The following is a 16,503-nucleotide window of genomic DNA, read 5'->3' as shown; positions in this document are numbered from 1 at the left end:
ATTGCCACCGTGACGGGCACGGCCACCGGCGGCAGCTACCGCGACGAAGGCACGGCCACGCAACGGTTGCAGAAGGGCGCCACCTACTGCTACTACGTGGAAACTACTGGCACCTACAATGCCGATAAGCTGCCCAGCAACCTGATCAACAAGAGCCAGCAGCAATGTATTGCTGTGCGCAACATCCCGTGCGCGCCGGTGCTCACGCTCACCCGCCCCAACTGCGACAGCCTGGCCAGCCGCCTGTTTGAGCTGCCGGCCACGCCGGTGAGCGGGGCCGTCTACACCAATCAGCTGCGCTGGACGCTGGGCACCACGCCCGCCGATTGCAGCCGCGCCATTCAGTTCTACAACATCTACTACGCTCCCAACAGCCAGGACTCGTTGCGCTTCCTGGTGCGGGTGCCGGGCTCGCAGACCAGCTATGCCCACCGCGACCTGCGCCAGGAGGCGGGCTGCTACGCCGTGCAGGCCGTGGACTCGAGCGGCACGGTGAGCGCACGCAGCAACGTGGAATGCAAGGACGACTGCCAGCTGTTTTTGCTGCCCAACATCTTCACGCCCAACGGCGACGGCAAGAACGACACGTTCCGGCCCAAGGTCTTCACCCCGCTGCGGCGTACGCACTTCACGGTCTTCAACCGCTGGGGCGTGAAGATCTACGAGAGCAGCGCCGACCCGCTCATCAACTGGCCGGGCGGGGGCAGCCGCACCGAGGGCAGCGGGGCGCCGTCGGTGGTCGAGGGCATGTACTACTACCAGGCCGAGGTGGAGTTTGCCGACGTCAACAACTCCAAGCGCACCTACAAAGGCTGGGTCCAAATTACCCGCTAGGATAGGTTGTTGTACTTGGTTAAGTATTGAGGAAAGCCCATTGCTGGTTGCAATGGGCTTTTTTTATTCGTGCTATCTTGCCGCCCCATCCATCTTCTCTCGTTTTTCTCTACTATGAAAGCAGTTGTTTTTCCGGGCCAGGGCAGTCAGTTCAGCGGCATGGGCCGCGACCTGTACGAGCAGTATCCTGAAGCCAAGCGCCTGATGGACCAGGCCAACGATATCTTGGGTTTTCAACTCACCGACGTCATGTTCAATGGCTCCGACGAAGACCTACGCCGCACCGATGTAACGCAGCCAGCCATCTTCCTGCATTCTGTGGCGCTGGCCGCTGTATTGCCTGATTTGAAGCCCGATATGGTGGCCGGCCACTCGCTGGGTGAGTTTTCGGCGCTGGTGGCGGCCAAGGTGTTGCCGTTTGAAGATGCCTTGCGCTTGGTGGCGCAGCGGGCCCAAGCCATGCAGGCCGCCTGCCAGGAGCAGCCCGGCACGATGGCCGCTATTCTGGCCCTCGACGACGAAACCACGGCCCGCATCTGCCAGGAAATTACGGCTGGTGGCAATGTGGTGGTAGCAGCTAACTACAACTGCCCCGGCCAGCTAGTGGTATCGGGCTCCCAACGGGGAATTGAGCTGGCTTGTGAGCAGCTGAAAGCCGCAGGGGCCAAGCGGGCGTTGCCGCTGCCAGTAGGCGGAGCGTTCCACTCGCCGCTGATGCAGTCGGCGGAAGCTGCGCTGGCTCAGGCTATTGCGAAAACCACTTTCTCAACGGGTATCTGTCCGGTTTACCAGAACGTGGATGCAGCCCCGCACCGCGACGCCGACGAAATCAGGGAAAACTTGGTGCGCCAACTCACGGCACCGGTCCGCTGGACTCAAAGCGTACAGCGCATGGTGCAGGATGGAGCCACCGAGTTTGTGGAGTGCGGCCCCGGCAAAGTGCTGCAGGGCTTGGTGAAGAAAATTGCGCCAGAAGTTGCTGCACAGTCGGCGGTGGTAGCCTAATTAAATGTGCACGCTGTGTCGCCGGAAATATTCTCTAGCTTATTCTGGCGGCGAAATAGCAATGCAGCATTAGGAGTAGTGGTACTGCTGGGCTTTTTCCTATACGCTTGGGGAAATGGCCCAGCAGTTACCTCCGATTCGAGAGACTACTTGGCGGCAGCTCGCAGCTGGGTTGCTGTGAAAGAATTGCGTGGCCCAACGGGAGCTCCTTACGTAGTCTGGGGGCCGCTCTATCCACTTTTGCTGGCAAGCATAGGCTCATCCGAACAGGAAATGATGCGCGGCTTGGTGTGGGTGTACGCCTTGAGCTTAATAGGCAGCCTGCTAGGGTGGAGCTGGTTGGGGAGCCAGCTGTTAGGCCAAGAAACGGCCTGGAAACGGTGCTATCCGTGGGTACTGGCTTTGAGTACGCCTTGGCTGATGACGGCTAAGTTTGTATGGTCAGAAACCAGCTTTTTGCTGTTGTTTACCGCCTACGCAGTGGGCTTATACAGCTACCTCACTACCAAGCGAAAAGGCTGGTTGCTGGCAGCTACCGCAGCTGGCATGTTGTTGCCCTTGCAGCGCACGGCAGGGTTTTTTGTGTTGTTTGGTGTAGCGCTAGGCTTGGTTGTAGCATACCGCCGCACGCTACGGGCGTATGCTTTGGCACTTGCACTGCATTTCTTGCTGAGCGTATCCGGCGGCTTGCTCTGGCAGGTACGGGTGTGGCGCACGGGCCTCGATTTGCCCCTGGTGCTATCAAATCCGGCTACAGCAGGGGGGCAGGCAATGAGTGACTTCGGCTTTATGCTGGTGCATTGGCTGCTGCCGCTGCCTGTTCCAACGGCGCCCATCACGTGGGGCTACTTAGCGGGGGGGGCGCTAGTAGTTGCTATCCTTGTTGTGGGAGCAGCCGAGATAGGCAAATTTGGGCAAGTGCTCCTGATTACGGCTGGGGTGTATGTGGTATTGCATGCCTTAAGTTATCAGTTGAGCCGTGGCTCGGCTGGCTTTCACGACAGTGAGCGGTACGCCGCGGTATTCTTCGGCCCTGTTATGCTGCTGCTATTTGGGGCTTTGCGGCGGACGCTGGGCAACCACCCCCGCTTATTGCACGTGCTGCTGCTAATATGGCTGCTGTATCCGGCTGCTCGGATGATCCATAACGCCGTGTTTCTACGCAGCCGGCCTACGCCACACTTCACAACCGCAATGGGTTCAGCAGACCAAATTGGCAATGCGGCGCAGTAGCTACTTGGTGCTTGGCACACAACTTATCCTACTTTCGTGACTGGCAGTTTATCAACGCATACTGCTAGCAGCTCGGCTACGGTGCGTTGCACAATAGGGTGCACAACACTGGCAGCAATTTCGGCCAGGGGCACCAAGGCAAAGCGGCGCTCCGGTAGGCGCGGATGCGGCACAGTGAGGCGCGGAGTATCCAGCACGAGGCCGTCATAGAGCAAAATATCCACGTCCAGGGTGCGGGCACCCCACCGAACCAGCCGCTCCCGGCCAGCCAGCTGTTCAGCTTGTTGGCAGGCATCGAGCAACAACTCGGGGGCAAGCACGGTGTGTAGGCACACCGCCTGATTTAAAAAGGCCGGCTGGTCCTCTAAGCCCCAGGCCGCCGTTTCGTAAAGCCCCGAGGCAGCTGCCACCGTGCCTGCCAGTTCGCTCAGGTGTTGCACGGCGTCCCGCAGAATAGCTGCCCGGTCGCCGAGGTTGGAGCCGAGTAGGAGGTAGGTGGTATGATGTACAACGCTCATAGCTCCCGGCGCAGGAAAGCTACGGTAGCCTCGGCCGCTTGCAGGGCTTCGGCGGGCACGTTGGTTGAGTGCCAGGGGTGGCCGCCGCCGAAATTGTGCGTAACGCCGGGCAGCACCAGCAATTCCGCATCTGGCTTCCAGGTTTTCAGCTCGTGGGCACGCTGCACCGATACGGTTTCGTCCTGGTCGCCGTGTACTACCAGCAGCGGCTTGGGCAGGTGGCGGCGTACGTTGTGCGGAATATCAAGGCGGAGGCGGTTGCTGTGGTAATCCTCTACAATCTGGTAATAAAGCGGCAGCTGCTGCTTGGTACGGCTGTTTTCCACGTGGTACACGCCCTGCTGCTGCCATTGTTGCATTAGGGCATCGGTCCAGCCGGGGTTGATGTTGTTGATGCCGGCCCATGTAACTACGGCTGTTACGCGTGAGTCTTCGGCGGCTTTCAGCAGCACCAAACCGCCGCCCCGGCTGTGGCCAATAAGTGCCAAACGCGAAAAGTTGATTTCCGTAGCGGGCACCACCGAGCCGGCACTTTCCAGGTAGTCGAGCAGGGTGCCAATGTCATCCAGCTCCAAACTGAAATTGTTTTGGCCGAATGCCTCCAGGTCTTCCAGGTCGCCGGTGCCGCCTACCACCAGCCCGTTGTGCGAGAGGTTCAGCTTCACAAACGCGAAGCCCTGCCGGGCAAACCACTCGGCCAGCGCATTGAAATGTCCCCAGTCTTTGAAGCCCTTGAACCCGTGCACAAACACCACTACCGGCTTCGGCTGGCCATCGGGAACGTAGTGCGCATCGGCGGCAAAAGGCCGGCTGTGGCGCGTGCTGGACAACAGGAAATCGAGGCGGACGGGCTGAGTTGGCATAAAGGCGAAGGTAAGCGGTGAAATGGTGAGATAGTGAGATGGTGAAATGGTGGGTTTGACGTTGTATTTGTGCAATCTGCGTGAGTAGTGCCAACTGAACAGCAAAATCACTATTTCACCATCTCACCACTTCACCATTTTCCCCGTACTTTCGCAGCGCCCAAAACCGCTGCATGAACGTTACGCTGGACCAGATACAAGCCCCAATTGCGGGCGAAATGGAGGAATTTGAGAAGAAATTCCGCGCTTCCATGCAAACCAAGCAGCTGCTGCTCGATAAAATCATGGGCTACATCGTGAAGCGCAAGGGCAAGCAGATCCGGCCGATGTTTGTGTTCTTCACGGCCAAAATCAGCGGCGGCGACCCGCTGCCCGAAGCTTCGTTCCGCGGTGCGGCCCTCATCGAGCTGCTGCACACCGCCACCCTCGTGCACGACGACGTAGTGGACGAAAGCAACTACCGGCGCGGGTTCTTCTCCATCAACGCCCTCTGGAAAAACAAGATTGCCGTCCTCGTCGGCGACTATCTGCTGAGCAAAGGGCTGCTGCTGAGCTTGGAAAACGACGATTACACGCTGCTCAAAATTGTGAGCAACGCCGTGAAGGAGCTGAGCGAAGGCGAGCTGCTGCAAATTGAAAAAGCCCGCCGCCTCGACATCACCGAAGACGTGTACTTTGATATTATCCGGCAGAAAACGGCCTCCCTCATTGCGTCCTGCTGCGCTGTGGGAGCGGCGTCGGCGGGGGCTGATGCCGAAACCATTGAGCGGGCCCGGCTTTTCGGCGAGAAAGTGGGCATGGCTTTCCAGATCAAAGACGACCTGTTCGACTTTGGTACCGCCGAAATTGGCAAGCCGCTGGGCATCGATATCAAGGAGAAGAAGATGACGCTGCCGCTGATTTACTCGCTTCAGCAGGCCGATTGGCTAACCAAGCGCCGCATCATCTACAACGTGAAAAACAACGACGGCCGCAAAGACCGGGTGCAGGCCGTTATCGAATTCGTGAAAACCACCGGCGGCCTCGACTACGCCATTGGCGTAATGAAACGCTACCGCGACGAAGCCCTGGAAATCCTGCATACCTTCCCGGCCTCACCTTCGCGCATGTCGCTGGAGCAGCTCATCAACTACACGATAGAGCGGGAGAAGTAGAACGCGGATTTTGCAGATTAGTCGGATTGGTCGGATTTTGTGGACGATTCTATTTTTCTAAAACAAAGAAGGCTTGCCATTTGGCAAGCCTTCTTTAATAGTATCCGGGCGAAAATCGTAATGGAAATCCGACCAGAGTAACAAATAGCAATTACACGCTATTCGTGCGCTACTTGGTAGGCTACACTGTTGGGGGCTACTTCCGAAACGTCGAACGTTACGCCATCGAAGGTGCTTTTCACGGTGATTTCGTGGGTCATGTCGCAGCCGGGGCACTTGATTTCCTCTTTCTCGTACTGGCCGTCGTCTTCCATCGAGTTAGCCAGATGGTCGGGAGCCGGTACGCCGAGCAGGTCGGTGAAAACTTCGGTATGGCAGTGGTTGCACTCGAATTTGAGGCCTACTGTGCGGCCCTGCAGCTCATCGAGAGGGGCGGGAGTGGCTTTCTGTTGAATCCACATAGGGAGTAAAGTTTGGTTTTGGGGAAAGGGAGTAAGGTGGTAGTTGGCCCAACGAGTAGGCCTGCCTGGTATCGTGTACGCACCAGTTGCGGGTTTGTGTTGCCTCGAACCCAGGATATGTGTGGTGGGGTTCTGGCAGGGTACCAAGCCGGCGCGTAACTTGTCGGGGCTTTCTGGTTACTCTATACTTATCTGGTTATGTCGAATACTCCCGCCGAACCCCCAAAGCAGCCTGTCCGAGCGCCTTTTCCGTGGGTGCCGCAGTGGCGCACGCTGCTCAACTCGGTGGCTTTCTCCCGCGACCCTATCGGCAACCTCGACCGAGTGCTGGCGCAGTACGGCGACACGGTAGGTGTGTATCTGGGTGGCGTCCGGCCCGGCATCATCACCCGCGACCCGGCTTTGGTGCAGCACATCTTGCAGAAAAACCACCGGCGTTATCTGAAGTCCGACCTCACGCACGGCCTGATTCGCTACCTCGGCCGGGGCCTGCTCACCAACGAAGGCGCCGACTGGCTACGGCAGCGCCGCCTCATTCAGCCTGGCTTTCATCGGCAGCGGCTGGCGGGTTTGGTGCGCCTGATGCAAACCGCCGCCACCGAGTGGACCACCGAGCTAACCGAGCGCACGGCCACGCCAAACCAGTCGGCCGTGGTGGATATTCACGAGGCCATGACGGGCGTGGCGTTCCGGATTATGGCGCGGGCTACGTTCAGCACCAGCCTAACCGAAGCGGAAGGGGAGCGGCTGGCCGATATTCTAACCCGTATTCAGGCGTTCTACGTGCGCACCATCCGGCAGCCGTACCTGCGGCCCTGGTTCCGGGTAAACGGGGCCTACCGCCGCCACGATGCGCTCAGCCAGGAACTGCGCACCCTGGTGCGGGGCTACATCCGGCAGCGCCGCCAGCACCCGCCCGCCCACCCCGCCCAGGCCCCCGACGACCTGCTGCAAATGCTGCTCGATACCCGCTACGAGGATACCGGGGAGCCCATGACCGAAGAGCAGCTGCTCGATGAGGTGAATATTCTGCTGGTAGCCGGCCACGAAACGTCGGCTAACGCCCTAAGCTGGCTGTTTTACCTGCTGGCCCGGCACCCCGAAATAGCACAGAAAGTACGCGCCGAAACAACGGCCGCTTTGGCCGACCGCAGCCCGGAGTTTCACGAGCTGGCCCAGCTGCCTTACGCCCTGAACGTGGTGCAGGAGGCTCTGCGCCTCTACCCACCCGCCTGGATACTGGACCGGGTGGCGCTGGAAGCCGATGAATTTCAGGGCCAGCCGATTCCGAAAGGCACGCAGTTTTCGCTCTACCTCTACGGCCTACACCATCACCCTACTATCTGGCCCGATGCCGAAGTATTTCGGCCCGAGCGGTTTGCCACGGGGGCGCAGCCAGCATTGCCTACCTACGGTTACCTGCCGTTTGGCGGCGGGCCGCGCCTGTGCGTTGGGAACCACTTCGCCCTCACCGAAATTCAGCTGGTGATGCTTGAAACCTTGCGTCATTTCCACTTGGAATCCGCCACCTCAGCGCCCCCCATTATGATGCCGCTCGTCACGCTCCGCCCGCAGGGCGCCATGCCGCTTCGGTTCCGGCGGCTTGCTGTGTAAAGTATCGGTATAGAAAATCAGCTTGTCCGTTTAGGCAACTTGTGGGACAGGGAAGAGCGGCAACAGGATGGTGAACGTAGTGAGTACGTTGGGCTCGGTTTCAACTGAAATGCTGCCCCGGTGCGTGCGTACAATATCCTGGCTGATAAACAAACCCAGGCCTGTACCCTTAGACGTGGGTTTGGTGGTGAAGAAAGGCGAAAACAGCTGCTCCTTTTCCACCTGCGACATGCCTTTGCCGTTGTCCTGTACCTTGATTTCCACGAATTCGTCGTGGAAGGAAGTTTCTACCAGCAGCAGGGGTTGCAAGTGTTGGTCTTTGAGGGCGCGCTCATGCAAGGAGTACAGCGCGTTGTTGAGGAGGCTGAAGAGCACGGTGCTCATTTCGGCGGGCAGCAGCTTCACTAGGTAGTTCGGTGGGGCAGGCGCCGCAACCAGTTGCAGTGGCACGTAGCTGTAGCCTGGGTCTAGCTCGTTTCTGTACAGGGCCAGTTGGTTTTCGATAAAGGAATTGATATCGACTTCCACAAACTGGTCGGACTTCACTTGTAGCAGCTTGTCCATGCTGCGCACAATGCGGGTGAGGCTAAAGCTGTGCTCCTTTATCTTCTCGGTGTTGTTTTCAATCATAGTCAGCAGGGGCACCAGTTCGGCTTGCACGCGGGTGTCGGTGGCGTACGGATCGGCCGCCAGCAGCTCCTTGCTTTCCTCCAGCAGCTCATTGGACACCGCCGCAAAGTTGCTGACGTAGCTCAGCGGGTTCAGCAGCCGGTCTACCAGGCCCTTGGTGAGCTGCCCGATGGAAGCCAGCTTCTCCTGCCGAATCAGCTGTTCCTGCGTTTCCTTCAAATCAAACAGCGTCTTTTTGAGGCCATCCAGCAGGTCGTCGGACTTCTTTTTTTCCAGGATCAGCTCACTGGTGCGGTCCTCTAATTGCTGGCGGGCCGTGGCCAGGTCGGTAACCATTTTGTTGAAGGCAATGCCCAACTCCCCAATTTCATCCCTCGATTCACTGGTGACGCGCTGAGTCAGGTCGCCCCGGCCAACTTTGGTGGCGGCATCGCGCAGCTTCAGTACGGGCACCGAAATGCTACGGGCCAGCCCAAACCCAATCACAATACCAATGCTGAACACTACAAAGCTGAAGAATAGAGAGGTAACACGAATCTGCCGCTTGCTTTGCACGATTTCGCGGGTGGAGGAGGCCAGCAGGATTTCCCCGTTCATCATGGCCGTGCTGAACGGCGCCCGTTTCACCACCGTCGAATCGTTGGAAACGGCGTTTACGTCAACCTTCAGCTGCTCAGGATACGTGCGGAACACCGTGCGCTTCACCTGATACGTGGCGTGGGCCTGGTCCCAAACGGTGTCGGTTTGCAACAGGCTCACAAAGTCCAGCAACGGGTCCTTCTTCACAAAATCCAGGGCCGTTTGCACGCCCTGGAAGTTCTGCTCGGTCATGGCAATCTTCACCCCCAGCGCCACCGTGTTGGCGTGGTTCTGCACTTCCTTGTTGAAATTGCTCAGCAGGTAGCGCTCCTGAATGGCCGGCAGGTAAAACAGCACGAAAAACGAAAACAGCAGCACGATACTGGTCACCGCCAGCCAGATCTTGGTCTTGACCGTCAGGCGGATTCGCCGGATACGGCGCAGTAACCGCGACCAGGACACGTAGTTGTTCATGGGAGGCATTGCGCTAGGCCGTGGATGTTACAGGGTCTTTTTCCCGTCGATAAGGATGGTTTTGCCACTGGTTGGCGGCCGGCTGACTACGCCAATGGCCCCGTTGGTTTGCGCCACAAACTCTTCCAGCTCAGCTTCGGAAGTAAAGAAGTTGGGCGCATCGGCTTTGCCCTGAAACACGAGTGCCAGCCAATACTTGTTTAGCTCGTTGGCACTCATGTTGTAAATCTTGCGGCTGGTGGTGGTGCCAATCGGCGTATTGCTTTTCAGCAGGGCAATAGTCACTTTGCTGCCATCGGGCCAGCGTAATCTTTCGCCTCGTAAGGTGGCTTTCAGCTGCGGAAGCTTCATTTCCGAAGGCACTCCTTTGCCGTTGCCAATGACTACCAAACTCGTCTCTTGAGCCCAGGCCGGAGCCTGGCACCAAAGGCAGAGCAGGAGCGCGTTAACAAGTAGCCGGTAAACCCAAGTCATTCCCATTGTTACGTTAAAAGCCGACGGCTACCTGAAAAATCATTCGGTCGGCATCGGCCGCGTGGTGATGGTTGGTGCGTTGGTACTCAAGCTTGAACACTGCCAGGTAGCTTAGCTCATAGCGCAAGCCACCAACGAAGGATTGCACCTGGTGGTCGTGGAAATACACTTCCTGCTTGTAGTAGCGAATATCATCCAGCCGCACGTAGGGGATAATTTTATCGGTTACGCGGAGCCCGGCGTACACGTAAGACGCCACCGCATTTTGTGTTCCTAGGCTGTCGGCCCGGTTCATAACCGTGCTGCTTTCAGCCAGTAATTCATACTTTTTCGAGAAGATGGAATCGGTGTAGGAAACCGAGGCCGTCATGATGCTCTGCCGGATTCGGGCCAGGGCCACGGTGCTGCCGCCCGTTGAGTGATTGTGTACCACACTGCCCTTGGAAATGGCATCTTGGTACAGCGACGCGCCAAACCGGACACCGTCGGCGGGTTTGATGTGCACGGCCGCCGTCAGGGATTTGAACGGATTGTTGTCGGCAATGTCGCCGGAGCCCAGGCCGTTGCCCAGCATCAAATCGTAGCCGAACCGGAGCCGCCCCAGGTTCTGGCCTTGCAGACTAACGCCCGTGGTGTGCAGCGGAATAATACCTTCGGAAAAGATGAGTGGGCGCTCCACCGTCGGGAAAAACACCCGGCCGTGGTGGTAGGTGTCGTTCCAGTAGTTGAGGGGCGTGTGGTGCTTGCCTAGCAGTACACTGTGGTTGCCCGCGTAGTTGTATTTGAGAATCACCCGCTCGATGCTGATGTTGAAATCAGTGGGCGAAGCAAAGGAATACTTGAAAACCGTTTCGCCCAGAAATGACAGCCGCTCAGTTATTTCGGAGGTGATAAACAGGTCCTGCTCGCCGAGGCCAAAGTTGAGCTTGCCGTTTTGGTAGGAGCTGTAGGCATCCACAAATCCCCTGATCTGGGTTCGTTGCGCCACCGCCTGCTGAGCTGCCCCCCACATCATCCCTACCATGAATACTACACGCAGGCAATAGTTAGTAGCTTTCATTCATTCTCAAACTGCTAAAAACCAAGAAATAGATACAGCAACGATGCCTCGTGGCCGACAAGCGTGAAACAGGAAGGCTTTGCGGAGAGCTGCCAGGCAGAGCGTGCTGCTCTGGTACAGGCATAAATGCGTTATGCTATAGAGGAGGCACAAGGCTTAGAAAGCCAGATTGCCATAGCGTGAGGAAGTAAGCAAAAGCATAAGTTAGGTTGCGAGGAGAATAACTATTCTTGTAATGCTTCCAAATATACTTTATTTTTTCATACTCCTGATGGCAGAGACAGGCCCCAAATTTTGGCGCTAAGGCAAGCACAAAACCCGCCTATTAATCCAAGCCGGATCAATAGGCGGGCCTTATGTAGATTTTTGATTAAGAAAATGTTGTGGTTGAATCAAAGGGGGTAGCTGACTTCAGAACGTCAGTTGCTGCCCACAGCCGAATGCTGCTTACGCCGCCGTGTCGCCCACCTCATCCTCGTCGTCTACCATCACGCGGGCCAGCTTCTCGATGTTGAGGCTGCGGGCGGAGGCGTCGAAGATTTCGCGGTAGGTGCCGCGCTGGTCGTAGAGCTGCTCGTGGGTGCCGCTTTCCACCATGCGGCCTTCTTTCATTACGTAAATGCAGTCGGCATCCACAATCTGGGCGAGGCTGTGCGAAATAATAACCACCGTGCGACCCTGCTTAATGGCCTCCAGACTGTTCTTGATTTGCTCGGTGGCAATGGCATCGAGCGAGGCCGTCGGCTCGTCGAGGAAGATGATGGGCGGGTTTTTGAGGAACAGCCGGGCAATGGCAATCCGCTGCTGCTGCCCACCCGACAGCTGCTGCGCATCCGACTCGTACTGCTTGGGCAGCTGCATAATTTGCTCGTGCAGGTAGGCCTGTTTGGCGGCGGCCTGGATTTGCTCGAACGTGGCGTCCATCACGCCGTAGCGGATATTCTCCTCGATGGTGCCCTTGAAAATGTGGTTCTTCTGGAGCACCAGCCCAATTTGCTGGCGCAGGGCGTGGGTGTCGTAGTCGGCCAGGGGCTTGCCGTCGAGCAGCATCTTGCCGTGGTCGGGGGCGTAGAACTTGCAGAGCAGGTTGATGATGGTGCTCTTGCCGGCCCCGCTTAACCCCACCAGCGCCGTGGTTTTGCCGGCTTCAATAGTTAAGCACACATCGTGCAGGGCCTGGGTGCCGCTGGGGTAGGTGAAATCCACGTTGCAGATGTCGAAGGTGCCGCGCAGGTGGTCGGGGAGGAGCTGGCCGGTGGGCTCCACGGCATCGTGCGCATCGAGAATGTCGAAGAAGCCTTCGGAATACGTGAGGGCGTCGTTCATCTCGTCGTAGATGCGGTGCAGCTGCCGGATGGGCGCCGACACGTTGTTGAACAGCAGAATATGGAACATGATGGCCCCGATGCTGATCTGCCGGTCGAGCACCAGATAGGCCGTCAGGATGATGATGAGCACCACGCCGACCTGCTCGGTGAAGGTTTTGAGGCCGTCGTAGCGGAAGTTGGTCTTGCGGGTTTGGAGCTGCGCTTCCTGGAGGTTCTGCTGGGCCTGGGCTTGTTTCTGCTCCTCGTAGTCTTCGCGCACGAAGCTCTTGATAACCACCGCCGAGTCGATGAGGTTGACGAGGCCCTGGCTTTTCGTTTCGCGCAGGCCGCGCAAGGCCCGGCGGGTACCGTTCAGCTTATCGGCCTGCCGGTAGCTGATCCAGAAGTACAGCGGCAGGATGCACACCGCCACCAGCCCCACGTACACGTTGGCCGAAAACATCACCACCAGCGCCACCAGGGCATTGGCAAACAGCGGCAGAATATCAATAAAGAAGTTCTGCACCAGCTTCATGAGGCTTTCCACGCCCCTATCAATGCGGGTTTGGAGCTTGCCGGTTTGGTTGCCGTTGTCGGAGTAGAAGCCGAGCTGGTAGCTCAGAATCTTGCGTACCGCGTCCTGCGAGAGGGTGCTCGACACGTTGATGCGGATTTTCTCGCCGTAGAACTTCTGCCCGAACTGAATGAAGGTGTTGATGATTTCCTTGCCCAGCAGCAGCCCGCTCACCAGCAGCAACAAATCGGCGCCCTGGGCCAGGCCCTTGTTCTGGTTCAGCAGTTCCTGCACCGTATCCACGGTGTAGCGCAGCACAAACGGGTTCACCTGCGCCGCCAACGAGCCCACCAGCGTCAGCAGTAACGTGCCAATAACCAGCGGGCGGTACGGCCGGACGTAGGGATAAAGGCGCTTGATAATTTCCCAAAGGCTCATGCGTAATCAGCTAAGTAAGGAGTAGCCGGTTAGACGAGTGCGGGGGAGGTGGGGTTATGAGGGAGTACTGATAAATGAACGAATCAAGATGCTACAGCAGTCATTCAATTTGCCCTACATCCCAACCATCATATAGCTCAACACTACAATGGTCCGCTAATTCGTTGAAGGCAACATTACGACGGTGTAGCTTCTCTGGTGTGAGCACATCTAGCTTGGAAACATGTAGTACCCAGTCGGCGTCACTAGCCTGATGTAATTCCTCCAGTTGATAAGCATGGCCTTCAAGCTCTGTAAACAGAGAGAGTAACTTGTCTTTGTCTTTATCAAAAAAGAAGAATCCCCATTTTAACATTAGGCTGGTATCCCAGCCTTCGTCGGCCATTTTGCTAAAAATATCGTGTAAGCTGTGCAGGGAGGCAATCATGATAAATAGGTCAAATATGATTGTTCACTGGTTTTACTTCACCACCGCGTAGTGGTTCATCTCCTGAATACTCGTGTAAAACGGCTTCACCAATTGGAAAAACGCCCCAAAATCTGCGCTTTTGCGGAAGCCGTTCAGGTGCCGTTCCACCGACGTCCATTCGATGCGCCAGATGAACAGTTCCGCATCTTCCTCGCAGTGCGCGAGTTGGTAGCTAAGGCAGTCGGGGGCAGCGGCCAGCAGCCGGTTTGCATTGCGGATGGCCCCGATAAAGGCTGGCTGCTGTTCGGCGGCAATGCGGTAGCGGATGTATTCGACGGTCATGGCAGGCAGTGAGTTAGTTACATCCTGAAAATACTCTTTTCTCTGTGTTAACTAATAAGTTCTGAATCAGCTTTAGTTGTTGATTTGAGCGTAACTGGTGGCTACATCTTTCGCGAAAATATGTATCCTAGTCTTTGTCTCGGAGGCACAGAGGTGGCACTGCTTTGTCATCGAGTTAGCAAGTATCTTCTGCGTGTTCACTGCCAACTCTTCATAGTTGCTTAGGCCACTGTAGGCGATAATTTCCACCCATCTTTTATATCGTTCCCCGGTTTTGTCTTTGTCCATGTAAGCGAAGAACTCCTGTGGGAATTTAGTGGCATAGGTTAGAGCTGGTTCACCCGGATATTCGCCCAATGCTCCATCACTGATAATGATGGTAAAATCTAGGCACCAGCGGTAGAAAGGGCGCAGTGCTTGGTCGTTAGTGGTAACCAAGTCTAATAGCCGTGTGGTCGAGTCAGTATCAGTTGGTCGGAAACGCCCCGTGTACAAAGCCTTGGCCAGCGGTGATATTTGCGGATTGGCTAGGTAAAACGAAACGGACTTACCACCGATAGAATCGGGTAGTGGATAGATGTTGCCATTGAGTTTGTCGCGCCATACAGGGCCAGTATATGCAGCCGTATCAGGAGGCACAGGCCTGCCGCGCTTTTCTGCCGGCGTAGTTACAGGTGGCGGCGGACTAGGCGGGGAGCTTGTAATAGGAGTGGGCTGGCTATTGCAGGCGCACAGTAGCAGGAGCGGCACTAGTGCTGGTGTTTTCATGGATAGTAGCGGCGGCAGTAACAAGCAACGAAGTACCGTGTAAGAATAGCAAGATGCTGAAAAACGAGCTGATGCCGCCCTATCGTTAGTCCACCAACTAACAGTGCGTAAAGCACTGCGCCGCCTCAAGTTGGAAGTGAGAGCTACCCCACACGCAACGCCAACGGCTTTCCGGTTACTTTAGCTTCCGAAGCTTCACTCACACAGCTAATCTTCTATGAACAAACTCCAACTCTTCACCTTGGCGGGCAGCCTAGCTGTTGCAGCACCTGCGCTGGCCCAACAAACCGCCGAGAAGGTAGACCAAGCCGCCATTGCCAAAATCAAGGACGAAGGCCTGAACCGCTCCAAGGTGATGGAAACAGCCTTCTACCTCACCGATGTGTGCGGCCCGCGTCTGGCCGGCTCCGACGGCCTCAAGCGCGCCTACGACTGGACCAAAAACCGCCTCACCCAGGATGGCCTCGTGAATGCCAAGCTGGAACCCTGGGGTGATTTCGGCCGCGGCTGGGACATCGAGAAGTCGTACGTGGCCATGACCGCGCCGTATTACCACACCATGATTGGCGCGCCCAAAGCCTGGACGCCCAGCACCAACGGCAACGTGAAAAAGCAGGTGGTGTATGTGAAAGCCACCACCGAAGCCGACCTCGACAAATACAAAGGCCAACTGCGCGACAAGATTGTGGTGACGGAAGTAGCCACCCCGCCCAAGGAAGGCTTCGAGCCCGATGCCAAGCGCTACACCGACGAGGAGCTAAGCAAAATGGCGGCCGCTACGGCCACACCGGCGCGCCCCGCCGCTACCACCTCCGACGCCGACCGGATGGCTACCTACCGTGCCCGTATGGCCTTACGTACCAAGATGAGCGACATGCTGATGGCCGAAGGGGCCGCCGCCGTACTCAGCACCCGCGGTGGTTCGCAAGGCACGTTCTTCACCTCCAACGGTGCACCCTACGCCGCCGATGCCAAGCCGGTATTGCCCGAAATCGAAATGTCGCCGGAAGACCAGCTGCGCATCATCCGGTTGGTAGAAGCCGGTATTCCGGTGGAAGTGGAGATGGAAACCAAAACCCGCTTCCAGAGCCAGGATTTGAAAGGCTACAACGTCATTGCCGAAATTCCGGGCACCGATAAGAAGCTGAAAAGCGAAATTGTGATGCTCGGCGGCCACCTCGACTCCTGGCACGCTGCCACCGGCGCCACCGACAACGCCGCCGGCTGCGCCGTGATGATGGAAGCCGTCCGCATCCTGAAAGCCAGCAACCTGAAACCGCGCCGTACCATCCGGATTGCGCTATGGAGTGCCGAGGAAGAAGGCTTGTTCGGCTCGAAGAATTACGTGAAAAACCACTTCGCCGACCCGGCCACCATGAAACTGCTGCCTGAGCACGAGAAGCTGTCGGCTTACTTCAACCTCGACAACGGCGGCGGCAAAATCCGCGGCATCTATCAGCAAAGCAACGAGGCTGTAGCGCCCATCTTCACCGCCTGGCTCGCGCCCTTCGCCGATTTGGGAGCAACCACCGTTACGCCCCGTAACACCGGCGGCACCGACCACCTGTCGTTTGACGGCGTGGGTTTGCCCGGCTTCCAGTTCATCCAGGACCCGCTCGACTACGGCACCCGCACCCACCATACCAACCAGGATACCTACGACCGGCTCATCCCCGAAGACCTGAAGCAGGCCTCCGTCGTAGTGGCCTCGTTCGTGTATCACGCCGCCATGCGCGACCAGAAACTGCCCCGCAAGCCGCTGCCAACCGCCACGGCCAAGGCCCAGTAACAACTGATTGAGTAACGCAAAAGCCCCGCTGACTTTC

Annotated in this window: 16 protein-coding genes; 6 read left to right on the top strand and 10 right to left on the bottom strand. The window is 57.3% G+C overall.

What is annotated here, in order from left to right; all coding sequences use genetic code 11:
- The 3 genes from J0X19_RS20125 to J0X19_RS20115 all read left to right on the top strand — a co-directional run.
- Positions 1–834 (top strand): gliding motility-associated C-terminal domain-containing protein (locus J0X19_RS20125; protein WP_206986225.1); only part of this gene is annotated, 834 nt, incomplete at its 5' end.
- A 114-nt stretch (positions 835–948) separates the two neighbouring features.
- Positions 949–1,839 (top strand): ACP S-malonyltransferase, encoded by an 891-nt coding sequence (gene fabD / locus J0X19_RS20120; protein WP_206986224.1) that lies wholly within the window; start codon positions 949–951, stop codon positions 1,837–1,839.
- A gap of 273 nt (positions 1,840–2,112) precedes the next feature.
- Positions 2,113–3,072 carry a hypothetical protein gene (locus J0X19_RS20115; protein WP_206986223.1) on the top strand — a complete coding sequence of 320 codons (960 nt, stop codon included), beginning with the start codon at positions 2,113–2,115 and terminating at the stop codon, positions 3,070–3,072.
- Positions 3,073–3,095: 23 nt separating this feature from the next.
- On the opposite strand, the gene folK is transcribed toward J0X19_RS20115, so the two are convergent.
- The gene (gene folK, locus J0X19_RS20110; RefSeq protein WP_206986222.1) at positions 3,096–3,590 is read right to left on the bottom strand and encodes a 2-amino-4-hydroxy-6-hydroxymethyldihydropteridine diphosphokinase; all 495 of its coding nucleotides are present in this window, start codon (positions 3,588–3,590) and stop codon (positions 3,096–3,098) included.
- Positions 3,587–4,453 carry an alpha/beta hydrolase family protein gene (locus J0X19_RS20105; protein ID WP_206986221.1) on the bottom strand — a complete coding sequence of 289 codons (867 nt, stop codon included), beginning with the start codon at positions 4,451–4,453 and terminating at the stop codon, positions 3,587–3,589. Before J0X19_RS20105 ends, folK begins: the two co-directional genes overlap by 4 nt.
- A 173-nt stretch (positions 4,454–4,626) precedes the next feature.
- Here J0X19_RS20105 and J0X19_RS20100 point away from each other — a divergent pair, with 173 nt between their 5' ends.
- Positions 4,627–5,607, top strand: a complete 981-nt coding sequence (locus tag J0X19_RS20100; RefSeq protein ID WP_206986220.1) for a polyprenyl synthetase family protein — start codon at positions 4,627–4,629, stop codon at positions 5,605–5,607.
- Positions 5,608–5,765: 158 nt separating this feature from the next.
- Here the strand turns inward: J0X19_RS20100 and J0X19_RS20095 are convergent, their stop codons facing one another.
- The gene (locus J0X19_RS20095) at positions 5,766–6,068 is read right to left on the bottom strand and encodes a hypothetical protein (RefSeq protein WP_206986219.1); all 303 of its coding nucleotides are present in this window, start codon (positions 6,066–6,068) and stop codon (positions 5,766–5,768) included.
- A 198-nt stretch (positions 6,069–6,266) separates the two neighbouring features.
- Between J0X19_RS20095 and J0X19_RS20090 the strand changes: the two genes are divergently transcribed.
- Positions 6,267–7,682 carry a cytochrome P450 gene (locus J0X19_RS20090; protein ID WP_206986218.1) on the top strand — a complete coding sequence of 472 codons (1,416 nt, stop codon included), beginning with the start codon at positions 6,267–6,269 and terminating at the stop codon, positions 7,680–7,682.
- Positions 7,683–7,712: 30 nt separating this feature from the next.
- Here the strand turns inward: J0X19_RS20090 and J0X19_RS20085 are convergent, their stop codons facing one another.
- The 7 genes from J0X19_RS20085 to J0X19_RS20055 all read right to left on the bottom strand — a co-directional run bounded on the left by J0X19_RS20085 (position 7,713) and on the right by J0X19_RS20055 (position 14,677).
- Positions 7,713–9,365: a HAMP domain-containing sensor histidine kinase gene (locus J0X19_RS20085; protein ID WP_206986217.1), complete on the bottom strand. Its 1,653-nt coding sequence runs from the start codon at positions 9,363–9,365 to the stop codon at positions 7,713–7,715.
- A 27-nt stretch (positions 9,366–9,392) separates the two neighbouring features.
- Entirely contained in the window at positions 9,393–9,716 is a 324-nt protein-coding gene (locus J0X19_RS20080; protein WP_206986216.1) for a hypothetical protein, read from the bottom strand.
- 136 nt (positions 9,717–9,852) lie between these two features.
- Entirely contained in the window at positions 9,853–10,899 is a 1,047-nt protein-coding gene (locus J0X19_RS20075) for a hypothetical protein (protein WP_206986215.1), read from the bottom strand.
- A gap of 447 nt (positions 10,900–11,346) precedes the next feature.
- Positions 11,347–13,158, bottom strand: coding sequence for an ABC transporter ATP-binding protein (locus J0X19_RS20070; protein WP_206986214.1), 1,812 nt, complete (start codon positions 13,156–13,158; stop codon positions 11,347–11,349).
- A gap of 100 nt (positions 13,159–13,258) precedes the next feature.
- Positions 13,259–13,585: a ribonuclease E inhibitor RraB gene (locus tag J0X19_RS20065; RefSeq protein ID WP_206986213.1), complete on the bottom strand. Its 327-nt coding sequence runs from the start codon at positions 13,583–13,585 to the stop codon at positions 13,259–13,261.
- Between the two features lie 33 nt (positions 13,586–13,618).
- Positions 13,619–13,909, bottom strand: a complete 291-nt coding sequence (locus J0X19_RS20060; protein ID WP_206986212.1) for a putative quinol monooxygenase — start codon at positions 13,907–13,909, stop codon at positions 13,619–13,621.
- Positions 13,910–13,981: 72 nt separating this feature from the next.
- Positions 13,982–14,677: a hypothetical protein gene (locus J0X19_RS20055; protein WP_206986211.1), complete on the bottom strand. Its 696-nt coding sequence runs from the start codon at positions 14,675–14,677 to the stop codon at positions 13,982–13,984.
- A gap of 217 nt (positions 14,678–14,894) precedes the next feature.
- Here J0X19_RS20055 and J0X19_RS20050 point away from each other — a divergent pair, with 217 nt between their 5' ends.
- On the top strand, positions 14,895–16,466 hold the full coding sequence (locus J0X19_RS20050; RefSeq protein WP_206986210.1) for a M28 family metallopeptidase: 1,572 nt from the start codon (positions 14,895–14,897) through the stop codon (positions 16,464–16,466).
- Positions 16,467–16,503 lie beyond the last annotated feature (37 nt).

This window comes from Hymenobacter telluris (genome assembly GCF_017313265.1).
Classification (GTDB): domain Bacteria; phylum Bacteroidota; class Bacteroidia; order Cytophagales; family Hymenobacteraceae; genus Hymenobacter; species Hymenobacter telluris.
This window is presented reverse-complemented; position numbering and strand designations above follow the sequence as displayed.